Here is a 13,870-nt window from a genome sequence, read left to right as displayed (position 1 = left end):
ACGTGGAAGGGACGATCCAGGTGGATGGCCGCGCCCAAGGTGGCGAAATCGCGGTGGTCGGTATGTCGTGCCGTTTTCCCGGCGCTGACGGGCCTCACCAACTGTGGCGGCTGCTGGCTGCGGGACGTCACGCGATCACCGACCGCCCGCCTGGACGTGGTGCCCCGGACAGGACGGTCGCGCCCCCATGGGGTGGATTTCTCGACGCCGTCGACGAGTTCGACGCCGAGTTCTTCGGTATCTCCGCCCGGGAGGCGGCAGCCGCCGATCCACAGCAGCGACTCGTGTTGGAGCTGGGGTGGGAGGCGCTGGAGAACGCGGGGATCGTGCCGGACAGCGTCCGCGGCGGCCGGCTCGGTGTCTTCGTGGGCGCCTTCGCCGACGACTACGCCCATCTTGCCCACCGAAACGGTTCTACCGCGGCGACGCAGCACACCTATCCCGGCATCGAACGCGCGGTCATCGCCAACCGGCTCTCCCACTACCTGGATGTACACGGGCCCAGCGTGAGCATCGACAGCGGTCAGTCGTCATCGCTGGTCGCCGTCCACATGGCTTGCCAGAGTCTGCTCAGCGGTGAGTCGGACCTCGTTGTCGCGGGCGGTGTGCAGCTCAACCTGCTGCCGGAGTCCATGGACATCGCGGACCGTTGGGGCCCACTGTCACCCGACGGCCGTTGCTACACCTTCGACGCCCGCGCGAATGGTTATGTGCCAGGCGAAGGCGGCGGTCTGGTGGTGCTCAAGAGGCTCGAGAACGCCCTCGCCGACGGTGACACCGTGCACTGCGTGATTCTCGGGAGCGCGGTGAACCACGGCGGCAATGGTCGCGCCCTGACCCAGCCCAATGAGGCGGCGCAACGGGACGTCCTGCGCCGGGCTCATGAACGCGCCCGGATCAGTGCCACGGAACTTCAGTACGTGGAGTTGCACGGAACGGGAACGCCCGCCGGTGATCCCGTCGAGGCCGCCGCCCTCGGCGCTGTCGTGGGGTCCGGCCGCCCGCGAACGCAACCGCTGCCCGTCGGATCGGTCAAGACGAACGTGGGGCATCTGGGGGCAGCCGCGGGGATCGCCGGCCTGATCAAGGTGGCGATGGCGATTCGTCACCGCGAACTCCCCGCCAGTCTCAACTTCGAGCGGGCGAACCCGGACATCGCTCTGGACGAACTCAATCTCCGAGTTCAGCAGAGCCTCGGTCCGTGGGAAGCGCCCGACCGCCGGTTGATCGCCGGCGTCAGTTCCTTCGGAATGGGTGGCACGAACTGTCACCTGGTCATCAGTGACGCGCCGATCGCCTCGGATAGGAAACCCGAGGCCGGTGAGACCGACTCCGGGCAGCCACCCGCTGTGTTGCCGTTTGTGTTGTCGGCTCGTGGGTTGGGTGCGTTGTGTGGTCAGGCTGCTCGTGTGCGGTCGTTTGTGGTGGAACGGCCGGATGTGCCATTGGTGGATCTGGCGTTTTCGTTGGTTTCTGGTCGTGCGGTTTTTGGGGATCGGGCGGTGGTGGTTGCTTCGGGGCGGGAGGATTTGCTGGATCGTTTGGCTGTTCTTGCTGCGGGGGAGACGGCGGCGGGGTGTGTGGCCGGTGGGGGCCGGTTGGCGGTGGTGTTCACGGGTCAGGGTTCGCAGCGGGTGGGGATGGGTCGGGAGTTGTATCGGCGTTTCCCGGTTTTTGCGGCGGCTTTTGATGAGGTGTGTGGGTTGCTGGACCCGTTGGTGCGGGCGGCTGTGTTCGGTGATGATGACGGCCGGTTGAATTTGACGGAGTTTGCGCAGCCTGCGTTGTTTGCTGTTGAGGTGGCGTTGTTCCGGTTGTTTGAGTCGTGGGGTGTGGTTCCGGATTTTGTGGCTGGTCATTCGGTGGGTGAGATTTCGGCGGCTTATGTGGCGGGGGTGTTGTCGCTGGGGGATGCGTGTCGGTTGGTGACGGCGCGGGGTCGGTTGATGCAGGGGTTGGCGCCTGGTGGGGTGATGGTGGCGGTCGCGGCGGGTGAGGATGTGGTGGCGCCGTTGGTGGCCGAGCAGGGCACTGAGGTATCGATTGCGGCGGTGAACAGCCCGACATCGGTGGTGGTGTCCGGGGTCGAGGCCGCGGTGGAGCGGGTGGTGCGGCGGCTGGCTGAGTTGGGGTGTCGGTCGAAGCGGCTGGTGGTGAGTCATGCGTTTCATTCGCCGTTGATGGAGCCGATGCTGGATGATTTTCGTGCGGTGGTGGCCGGGTTGGAGTTTCGGTCTCCGCAGATCGCGATGGTGAATGGGGCGGTGGCGGATCCGGGTTATTGGGTGCGGCATGTGCGGGACACGGTTCGGTTCGCTGACATGGTTGAACAGTTGCATGGTCGTGGTGTGGCCCGGTTTGTGGAGTTGGGGCCGGATGCGGTGTTGACCGGGTTGGTGCGGGAATGTTTGGACGGCCGTGATGTCACGGCGGTACCCAGCCTGCGGCATGGGCATGGTGAGGTCGAGTCGGTGTTGTCGGGGCTGGGTGGGTTGTTCGCCGCCGGGGTGGCAGTGGACTGGCCGGAGTTGTTTACCGGGACCGGCGCCCGGCGCACCGAACTTCCCACTTACGCCTTCCACCGCCAGCGCTACTGGTTGGACATGACGATAGACGACGAGAAGACGTCGGTAGCGAGCCCGAGTCCGGTGAGCGAGCTGCGCGGGCATCGGTTGACGGAGCTGGCTCGCACGCACATCACAGCCACGCTCGGCGGCGGCGTGCTCAGTGAGAACGCACTCGGTCAGACGTTCCGGGAGCTGGGCTTCGACTCCTTCATGTCCGCCGAACTGCGGGACAGGCTCTCGCACGCCCTGAAGGTTTCGCTGCCGAGTTCGGTGATCTTTGATTACCCCACTCCCGCTGTTCTCATCGAACACCTGCGATCAGCCGTGCTGGGCAGGGATGTCGACGTGCGTGCTCAGGTCGTGTCGACTGCTGATGCCGATGATCCCGTGGTGATCGTGGGGATGGCGTGCCGTTATCCGGGTGGGGTGGGTTCTCCGGAGGATTTGTGGTCGTTGGTTGTTGAGGGTGGGGAGGGGATTACTGGGTTTCCGGAGTCGCGTGGTTGGGATGTGGGGGGTTTGTATCACGCGGATCCGGATCACCCGGGGACGACTTATGCGCGTGGTGGCGGGTTTTTGCATGACGCGGGTGAGTTCGATGCCGGGTTTTTCGGGATCTCGCCGCGTGAGGCGACGGCGATGGATCCGCAGCAGCGGTTGTTGCTGGAGGTTGCGTGGGAGGCTTTCGAGCGCGCGGGTATCGACGCGGATTCGCTGCGCGGCACGCAGACCGGCGTGGTGGTGGGGGCAACACCGCATGGATACGGTCCGGTGCGAGCCGACGCCGGCGGATACCTCCTCACCGGTACCACGCCCGGGGTTCTGTCCGGGCGAATCGCGTACCAGTTCGGCTTCGAGGGACCCGCGATGACGGTGGACACGGCCTGTTCGTCGTCGTTGGTGGCGCTGCACCTGGCCGCGCAGGCACTGCGGTCGGGCGAGTGCTCGCTCGCGCTGGCCGGTGGCGTCACGGTCATGGCCACTCCCATGATCCTCACGGAGTTCGCGCGGCAGCGTGGCTTGTCACCGGATGGCCGGTGCCGGTCGTTCGGCGCGGGCGCGGACGGCACGGGGTGGTCCGAGGGCGTGGGATTGCTGGTGCTGGAACGGTTGTCCGATGCGCGGCGCAACGGGCACGAGGTCCTCGCGGTGCTCGCGGGTTCGGCCGTCAACCAGGACGGGGCCTCGAACGGGCTGACGGCCCCCAACGGCCCCTCGCAGCAGCGGGTGATCCGTCAGGCGCTGGCCAACGCGGGGCTGACGGCCGCCGACGTCGACGTGGTGGAAGGGCACGGCACGGGCACGCGACTCGGGGACCCGATCGAAGCACAGGCACTACTGGCGACCTACGGGCGAGAGCACGCCGACGGCACACCCCTGTGGCTCGGATCGGTGAAATCGAACATCGGACACGCGCAGGCGGCGGCGGGCGTTGCCGGGGTCATCAAAATGGTGATGGCCATGCGGCACCGGTTGCTGCCGAAAACCCTGTTCGCCGAGGACCCCTCGACCGAGGTGGACTGGTCTTCCGGCGGGGTGGCGTTGTTGAGCCAGGCGCGGGAGTGGCCGGACGCGGACCGGCCTCGGCGAGCGGGAGTGTCCTCGTTCGGAATCAGCGGGACGAATGCGCACCTCGTTCTGCAAGAACCATCGAACGAGCCGGGGCGTCGCGTCGCCGACGAGCCTCGCCTCGGTCGCCAAGACACTGCTCATCCATCGACACCGGCAACAACGCTCGCATCACCGGTGTTGCCGTTTGTGTTGTCGGCTCGTGGGTTGGGTGCGTTGTGTGGTCAGGCTGCTCGTGTGCGGTCGTTTGTGGTGGAACGGCCGGATGTGCCATTGGTGGATCTGGCGTTTTCGTTGGTTTCTGGTCGTGCGGTTTTTGGGGATCGGGCGGTGGTGGTTGCTTCGGGGCGGGAGGATTTGCTGGATCGTTTGGCTGTTCTTGCTGCGGGGGAGACGGCGGCGGGGTGTGTGGCCGGTGGGGGCCGGTTGGCGGTGGTGTTCACGGGTCAGGGTTCGCAGCGGGTGGGGATGGGTCGGGAGTTGTATCGGCGTTTCCCGGTTTTTGCGGCGGCTTTTGATGAGGTGTGTGGGTTGCTGGACCCGTTGGTGCGGGCGGCTGTGTTCGGTGATGATGACGGCCGGTTGAATTTGACGGAGTTTGCGCAGCCTGCGTTGTTTGCTGTTGAGGTGGCGTTGTTCCGGTTGTTTGAGTCGTGGGGTGTGGTTCCGGATTTTGTGGCTGGTCATTCGGTGGGTGAGATTTCGGCGGCTTATGTGGCGGGGGTGTTGTCGCTGGGGGATGCGTGTCGGTTGGTGACGGCGCGGGGTCGGTTGATGCAGGGGTTGGCGCCTGGTGGGGTGATGGTGGCGGTCGCGGCGGGTGAGGATGTGGTGGCGCCGTTGGTGGCCGAGCAGGGCACTGAGGTATCGATTGCGGCGGTGAACAGCCCGACATCGGTGGTGGTGTCCGGGGTCGAGGCCGCGGTGGAGCGGGTGGTGCGGCGGCTGGCTGAGTTGGGGTGTCGGTCGAAGCGGCTGGTGGTGAGTCATGCGTTTCATTCGCCGTTGATGGAGCCGATGCTGGATGATTTTCGTGCGGTGGTGGCCGGGTTGGAGTTTCGGTCTCCGGAGATCGCGATGGTGAATGGGGCGGTGGCGGATCCGGGTTATTGGGTGCGGCATGTGCGGGACACGGTTCGGTTCGCTGACATGGTTGAACAGTTGCATGGTCGTGGTGTGGCCCGGTTTGTGGAGTTGGGGCCGGATGCGGTGTTGACCGGGTTGGTGCGGGAATGTTTGGACGGCCGTGATGTCACGGCGGTGCCGAGTTTGCGGCATGGGCATGGTGAGGTCGAGTCGGTGTTGTCGGGGCTGGGTGGGTTGTTCGCCGCCGGGGTGGCGGTGGATTGGCCGGAGTTGTTTACCGGGACCGGCGCCCGGCGCACCGAACTTCCCACTTACGCTTTCCAACGCCAGCACTACTGGCTGGATACGTCCTCTCTCCCGGATACCGATCTCGCAGCTGTCGGCCTGAAGCCGGTCGATCATCCCTTCCTGCGCGCTGAGTTGCCGGTGGACGATGCCGGTGCGCTCGTACTGACCGGCCGTCTGTCGGTGGACCAGCAGCCATGGTTGGCCGATCACGTGGTGTCGGGCACGCCGATTCTGCCCGGAACCGGATTTCTCGCCCTGGCCCTGCACGCCGCGCGGCGAACCGGCGCCGATCTGGTGGAAGAGCTTGTCGTGCACGCCCCTCTGGTGGTGCCGGAGCACGGCGACATCCAACTCCAACTGGTGGTCGACGCACCGGACGACACCGGTCGCCGTGCGCTGCGCGTGCTGTCCCGAGGGGGAGATACCGCCGGGAACGACACCTGGACCCGGCACGCTGACGGCACCGTCGCGCCACCCGCCGAGGTCGCGCCCGCCGGATCGGCGTCCGCGACCGGCTGGAACGGCGAGGCCGATCCCGGCGCCCGGCCCATCGCCATCACCACCGCATACGCGGAACTCGCCCGCCGGGGGTACGACTACGGTCCGGCGTTCCGAGGACTGCGAACCATCCGCCGCGGCGACGACGTGGTCTTCGCCGACATCGTGCTGGACGAGTCGCAGGGATACGGCGACCCGGTGTTCGACCTGCATCCCATCCTCCTGGACACCGCCATCCAGGCCGCGCTGGTCGGCCTGTTCGAGACCGCGGACGAGACATTGGTGCCGTTCGCGTGGAGTGGTGTCATCGTGCACACCCCAGCCCCGTCGGTCTTGCGGGCCAGGGTCCGGAGAACCGGTGCCGACTCGGTGGCCATGGTGCTCACGAGCCACGAGGGCAACCCGGTCGCGTCGATCGACTCGCTGGTGTTGCGGCCCGCCCCCGACGCGTCACCGACGGATCACGGCGAGGCGGCGCTGTTCCGGTTGTCGTGGCTGCCGAAGGAGGTCGGCGCCCTTCCCAGCACCGACAACTGGGCGATGGCGGGGGAGGACCCGCACAACCTCGGTGCGCGGGTGACCGGCGAAGGCCGACCGCTCGACCGGTACGCCGACCTGACCGCGCTGCGGGCCGCCGTGGCGGCGGGGGCACCGGCGCCGTCCACGGTGCTGACGGTCACCCCGACCGGCGGCGTGCACCACATGCTGCGACTGGTACAGGACTGGCTGGCCGACGAGACGATGGCCGACGCTCGACTGGTCGTCGTCACCACCGGTGCCGTCGACACAGGGGACAACGGGCGCGTCGATCTCGACAACGCGCCGGTCTGGGGTCTGCTGCGGGCCGCGCAGTCCGAGCACCCCGGCCGCATCGTGCTCGTCGACGTAACGTCCGGCGGTGAGGGGGCCCAGCGGCTCGCCGCCGCGGTAGCCACGGGGGAGCCGCAGCTGGCTCTGTCCGCCGCGGGCGTTCGTGTCCCGCGCCTTACTCGCCTGAACGTGGATTCCGGCTCGACCCACGCCACCGAGAAGTCGGTACCCGAGCACGGAACCGTGCTGCTGACCGGGGCGTTCGGCCGACTCGGCCGGTTGCTCGCGCGGCACCTGGCCACCGAGCACGGCGTGACGAGCATGCTGCTGGTGAGCAGGAGCGGCCCCGTCATGCCCGAGGCGCGTGCCTTGGTGGCCGAGCTGACCGCGCTCGGTCTGGAAGTGCGAGCCGAAGCCTGCGATGTCGCCGACCGCGCCGAGCTGGCCAAGTTGCTTCGCGGGCTGCCCGCCGATCGACCCCTCATGGCTGTGGTCCACACGGCCGGCGTGCTCGACGATGGCGTCTTCACCGCGCTGAGTCCGCAACGCCTTGACGCGGTCATGGGCCCCAAGGCGGTGGCCGCCAGGAACCTCCACGAACTCACCGTCGACATGCCGCTGTCGGCGTTCGTGCTGTATTCCTCCGTTTCGGGCCTGGTCGGCGCGGCGGGCCAGGCCAACTACGCTGCCGCCAACACCTACCTCGACGCGCTCGCCCACCATCGCGCCCGGCTTGGACTCCCAGCGACCTCGCTGGCGTGGGGAATGTGGGATCAGGGCGGCGGTATGGCGGCGGCGCTCAGCGCCGGCGACCTGAACCGGATGGCTCGCTCCGGAGTGGCGACGTTGTCCGCGACCGAGGGGCTCGCACTCTTCGACGCCGCTGTCCGGCGGAGCGAGCCCCTGCTCGTGCCACTGCGATTGGACATCGCTTCCGCCGCGGACGGCGAGAACGTGCACCCGCTGCTACGTGAACTCATCGCGCCGCGGCGAGTACCGGGGCCGCGCCCCAACGGCGAGGACGTGACGGCCCAGCCCGCGCGACTGCTGGAATCGGTGCGCGCGGAGACAGGGCGAGTGCTCGGTTACCACGGGCGCGACTCGATCGGTATCGACCGCACCTTCAAGGAAGCCGGACTCGACTCGCTCACCGCCGTCGAGCTGCGCAACCGGCTCAACGCGATCACTGGATTGCGTTTGTCGCCCACGGCCGTATTCGACTACCCGACCCCACGGGCCCTTGTCGACCATTTGCTCGGCCAGTTCACCACGAGCGAGGAGACACCGGAAACGACCGGTTCGCCGACGAGCGATGCCGATGATCCCGTGGTGATCGTGGGGATGGCGTGCCGTTATCCGGGTGGGGTGGGTTCTCCGGAGGATTTGTGGTCGTTGGTTGTTGAGGGTGGGGAGGGGATTACTGGGTTTCCGGAGTCGCGTGGTTGGGATGTGGGGGGTTTGTATCACGCGGATCCGGATCATCCGGGGACGACTTATGCGCGTGGTGGCGGGTTTTTGCATGACGCGGGTGAGTTCGATGCGGGGTTTTTCGGGATTTCGCCGCGTGAGGCGACGGCGATGGATCCGCAGCAGCGGTTGTTGCTGGAGGTTGCGTGGGAGGCTTTCGAGCGCGCGGGTATCGACGCGGATTCGCTGCGCGGCACCCGGACCGGCGTGTTCTCCGGTGTCATGTACCACGATTACGCGCCGGCGCTGGACCAGGTGCCGGACCAGCTCAGCGGAGCGGTTCTGACCGGTAGCGCGGGCAGCGTGCTCTCCGGGCGGGTGGCGTACCAGTTCGGCCTGGAGGGGCCCGCCGTCTCGGTCGACACCGCGTGCTCGTCGTCGCTGGTGGCACTCCACCTGGCAGCGCAGGCACTGCGGTCGGGCGAGTGTTCGCTCGCGCTGGCCGGAGGGGTCACGGTGATGTCCACGCCGATGACGTTCGTCGACTTCGGGCACCAGCGAGCCCTGTCCGCGGACGGCCGGTGCCGCGCGTTCGGCGCGGGCGCGGACGGCACCGGGTGGGCCGAGGGGGTCGGTCTGGTGGTGCTCGAACGACTGTCGGACGCACGCAGGCAAGGCCACGAGGTACTCGCGGTGCTCAAAGGCTCCTCGGTGAACTCCGACGGCGCGTCGAACGGGCTGACCGCGCCGAGCGGGCCTTCCCAGCAGCGGGTGATTCGCCAGGCGCTGGCCAACGCCGCGCTGACGGCCGCCGACGTCGACGCGGTGGAAGGGCACGGCACCGGCACCCGGCTGGGGGACCCGATCGAGGCGCAGGCACTGCTGGCCACCTACGGGCAGGCACACACGGCCGAATCGCCGCTGTGGCTGGGATCGCTGAAGTCGAACATCGGGCACACCCAGGCCGCCGCCGGGATTGGTGGCGTCATCAAGATGGTGATGGCGATGCGGCACGGCATTCTGCCGAGGACGTTGCACGCCGAGCAGCCCTCGCCCTTGATCGACTGGTCGCAGGGAGCCGTCGCCCTGCTCGACCGGAACCAGGACTGGCCGGGTACCGGCCGGCCCCGCCGGGCGGGTGTTTCCTCCTTCGGCATCAGTGGCACGAACGCGCACGTCATCCTCGAGCAGGCGCCGGAGCAACCGGCGGCCCGGCAGTCGGAGGCCGTGACGCGGCTGGGAGTCTCCGCCTTCCCGGTGTCCGGCCGGGGATCGGCGGCATTGGCCGCTCAGGCAAGGCGGTTGCGGGCCGCGCTGGCCGACTCACCGGACACCGACGTGGCCGGGTTCGGCGCGGCACTGGCAAACGGCGGGTCCACGCACTCCCACCGATCGGTGATTCTCGCCGAGAACCGCGATGAGCTGCTGGCCGGTCTCGACGCGATCGCGGCAGGCCAAGCGGAAAGTTCGGCTCTCGTGGTGGCGGGAACCGGTGAAGCCGGCCACGACGGCCCGGTCTTCGTGTTCCCCGGGCAGGGCGGCCAGTGGGTCGGGATGGGCATCGAGCTGTGGGAAGTCAGTCCGACGTTCGCGGAGCTGATGCGGACCTGCGACGAGGCGCTGGCGCCCCACGTCGACTGGGACGGTTTCTCGCTGAGGGACGTGCTCGCCGGGGCTCCGGGCGCGCCGAGCCTCGACCGGGACGACGTCGTGCAGCCGGCGGTGTTCGCGGTCGGGGTCGCGTTGTCCGGGCTGTGGGCGTCACTCGGCGTCCGGCCCTCAGCTGTCGTCGGGCATTCCCAGGGTGAGTTCGCCGCCGCTGTGGCGGCGGGGGCGTTGTCGCTGACCGAGGGCGCGCGCGTGGTGTCCCTGCGGTCCCGGGTGCTTCGGCGGCTGGCGGCACACGGCGGCATGGGCTGGGTGAACCGGTCGGCCGACGAGGTGCGCGAACGCCTGGCCGACCACCCCCGGCTCGGCGTCGCGGCGGTGAACGGGCCACTGTCCACTGTGGTCTCCGGGGCCACCGCCGAGCTGGATCGGTTCCTCGCGGTCTTCGGGGCCGAGGGAGCGCGGGTCCGGCGCGTGCCGATCAACTACGCATCGCATTCCGCAGTTGTCGAGAGCATCCGGGCCGAGCTGGCCGACACGCTGGGCGTGGTCGAGTGCTCCGACGGCGACATTCCGTTCTATTCGACGGTGACCGGCTCGCTGCTGCGCGGCCGGGAGCTGGACGCCGGCTACTGGTACCGGAATCTGCGCGAGATGGTGCGTTTCGAGGACGTGGTCGACCAGTTGCTCGACAGCGGGCACCGATCGTTCCACGAAGTGGGCGCGCACCCGGTGCTCGTCAATTCGATACAGGAACTCGCCGAGGCCAAGGGGACGCCGGTCACGACGGTCGGCTCGCTGCGTCGCGGTCACGGTGGCGCGCGGGAATTCCTGCGCAACGCGGCCGAGGCCTTCGTGGGTGGCGTCGACGTGCGGTGGTCCCGCCTGTTCCCCTCGGGGCAGCGGCCCGTGCGGCTGCCCACCTACGCCTTCCAGCACACCCACTACTGGATCGAGCCGCGGCCCAACCGCTCGACCCGGGGCACCGACGTAGACACCCGGTTCTGGAACATGGTCGACGAGGGCGATCTCGAAGGACTGACCACGGCGCTGGCCATCTCCGACGACGACGGCCGTTCCTCACTGGGCACCGTGCTTCCGGCCCTCTCCTCGTGGCGGGAGCGCAGCCGGCAGCAGGAAACGTTGGCAGGCTGGCAATACCGCGTCGCCTGGCGCCCCACCGAGGGATCGGACGGACCGCTCACCGGCCGATGGTTGGTCGTGGTGCCTGCCGACATCGCCGAGCCGGAGTGGCTTGAGCAGGCCGTCGCGGCGCTGACGGTCCGAGGAGCCCAGGTCAGCCGGGTAGCGGTCCCCCGGGAGACGGAGGTCGAGGCGCTCTGCCACCAGCTGGTCACGGCGCTGGACGGCCAACCGGCCGGGAGCGTCGTGTCGTTGCTGGGCCTGGACACCGCGGGGGACACCGTATCCGTGCCGGGTGGCCTGCGCGGAAACCTCGCGCTGGTGGGGGCGGTGAGCACACTGGGCCTGTCGACCCCGGTCTGGTGCGTGACCCAGGACGCGGTCGCTGTCCGGCCGGGAGACTCCGTCACCCAGCCAAGGCAGGCCGCGCTGTGGGGGTTCGCCCGGCACGCGGGGTTGGAGCAACCCGTGCCGTGGGGTGGCGTCGTCGACCTGCCACGCGAGGTCGGTCACGAGGACCTCGCGGCGCTGGCCGGGGCGCTCGGCGACGGCGAGAGTGAGCTGGCCGTGCGGGGCGGCACGGTGTTCTGCCGCCGGCTGACCCGGATCACCGCAGGCGCGCCTCGGACACCTCGGACACCTCAGCCGATCGAGCGCAGCGCCCTGGTCACCGGTGGCACCGGCGCACTCGGGGCGGAGGTGGCGCGCCGGCTCGTGGCGCGCGGCACGCGGCACCTGGTGCTGGCCAGCCGTCGTGGCCCGGCCGCGCCCGGTGCGGCCGAGCTGACCGCCGAGCTGGCCGAACAGGGTGTCTCGGTGTCGGTGGTCGCCTGCGACGTGGCCGAGCGGGCGCAGCTCGCCGAGCTGCTGGACAACTGGCCGGCGGAGCATCCGCTGACCACGGTCGTGCACACCGCGGGTGTGCTCGACGACGGCATCATCGACCGGCTCACCCCGGAACGCTTCGAGCGGGTGTTCCGCCCGAAGGTGGCCGCCGCCTGGCACCTGCACGAGCTGACGAAGGACCGCGACCTCGCCGACTTCGTCCTGTTCTCGTCGTTCGTCGGCACGGTCGGCCTGGCCGGTCAGGCCAACTACGCCGCCGCGAACAGCTCGCTGGACGCACTGGCCGCGCACCGCAGGGCTCTCGGCCTGGCCGGGACGTCCATCGCCTGGGGACTCTGGCAGGGCCCGGGGATCGCCGACCGCGACGGAGTGGAGCAACAGCTCGCGGCCCGCGGCCTGCGCGCGATGGACCCCCGCCGCGCCATCCAGGCCATGGACCAGGTGATCGACCGCGATGAGACGGCCGCGGTCGTGGTGGATGTCGACTGGTCCTCGTTCGCCACCGAACTCGCCGGCACACGATCGGTATCGCTGCTCGCCGAGCTGCTCCCGGCGCAGGAGGCCGACCCCGGACAGTCGGCGGACGGAGTGGCCGACACCGATGTGCGTGCGCGGCTCGCCGGCCTGCCCGCCACCGAGCGGGCGTATTCGCTGACCGAACTCGTCCGGACCACGGTGGCGGGCGTGCTCGGATACCCCGACACCGGCTCGGTCGAGTCAGGGCGCAGTTTCCAGGAGATCGGCTTCGACTCGCTCACCGCGCTGCGGCTCCGGAACCGGCTCGGCGCGGCGACCGGCCTGCAGCTACCCGCCACGCTGGTCTTCGATCACCCGACGCCCGCCGCGGTCGCCGAGCTGGTGCACACCGAGCTGTTCGGCGAGGACACCGGGACCCACGAGAGCGAGACCGCGGACGACGCCGGGTTGAAGCAGATCATCGACCGCATTCCGCTCGCCTCGTTGCGGCGGGCCGGGCTGGTGGACGCCCTGCTCCGGTTGGCCGACACCGCCCCCCGGGTCGAGCCGGCCGACAGCGCCGCGCCCAGCACGGCGATCGACTCGATGGACCTGGCCGATCTCATTCGCGCCGCATACGGCCGGACCGATGCGGGCGACCAGCCGGAGGGACCGACCTCATGACCACGTCCATGAACGAGCTGGTTGACGCGCTGCGCAACGCACTCAAGGAGAACGAGCGAATCCGGCAGCGGCTCGGCGAGGTCGAGGCGCGGAACCGGGAGCCGATCGCCATCGTCGGCATGGCCTGCCGCTATCCGGGCGACGCCGACAGTCCCGAAGCACTGTGGCAGCTCGTGGCCGACGGTACCGACGCGGTGTCCGGCCTCCCGGCCGACCGCGACTGGAACCTGGACGAGCTCTACCACCCCGAGCCGGGAAAGGTGGGCCGGACGTACTCCCGCGGCGGCGGTTTCCTGCGGTCGCCATACCTGTTCGACCATGATTTCTTCGCCATCCCCCCGCGCGAAGCGACCGTGATGGACCCGCATCAACGGCTGCTGCTGGAGACCTCGTGGGAGGCTCTGGAACGAGCGGGGATCAGCGCCGACGCGGTACGGGGAAGCCAGACCGGCGTGTACGTCGGCGTCAGCTACCAGGACTACATCTCGCTGCGCACCGTGCCGTCGACCTACGAGGGCTACGTGCTCACCGGCAACATCGCCAGCGTCGTCTCCGGACGGCTGTCCTACGCGTTCGGCCTGCAAGGGCCCGCGGTCACCGTGGACACGGCGTGCTCCTCCTCGCTGGTCGCGTTGCACCTGGCCACCCAGGCGCTGCGCTCGCGGGAATGCTCGCTCGCCCTGGTCGGCGGGGCGACGATCATGTCGGGTCCGGCTTCGCTGATCGAGTTCGCCCGCCAGCGCGGGATCGCCCCGGACGGCCGGTGCAAGGCCTTCGCCGACGAGGCCGACGGCATGGGCTGGGGGGAAGGCGTCGGCGTGCTCGTGGTCGAGCGGCTGTCCGACGCCCAGCGCAACGGCCACCAGGTGCTGGCGCTGGTGACCGGCTCCGCTCTCAATCAGGACGGC

The 13,870-nt window shown here is 69.1% G+C and carries 2 protein-coding genes (1 of these 2 only partly in view); both read left to right on the top strand.

What is annotated here, in order from left to right; genetic code table 11:
* The first annotated feature begins 2 nt into the window (after positions 1-2).
* The gene (locus YIM_RS29140) at positions 3-12,962 is read left to right on the top strand and encodes a type I polyketide synthase (RefSeq protein WP_228004079.1); all 12,960 of its coding nucleotides are present in this window, start codon (positions 3-5) and stop codon (positions 12,960-12,962) included.
* Positions 12,959-13,870, top strand: partial view of a type I polyketide synthase gene (locus YIM_RS29135; RefSeq protein WP_153033372.1) — the 5' end (the start) only. It continues 17,409 nt past the right edge of the window; only the first 912 of its 18,321 coding nucleotides appear in the window; it begins with the start codon at positions 12,959-12,961; the stop codon falls past the right edge of the window. Before YIM_RS29140 ends, YIM_RS29135 begins: the two co-directional genes overlap by 4 nt.

Origin of the sequence: Amycolatopsis sp. YIM 10, assembly GCF_009429145.1 — a bacterium.
Lineage (GTDB): Bacteria > Actinomycetota > Actinomycetes > Mycobacteriales > Pseudonocardiaceae > Amycolatopsis.
The sequence above is the reverse complement of the archived record's forward strand: the minus strand, read 5'-3'. Positions and strand labels throughout refer to the sequence as shown.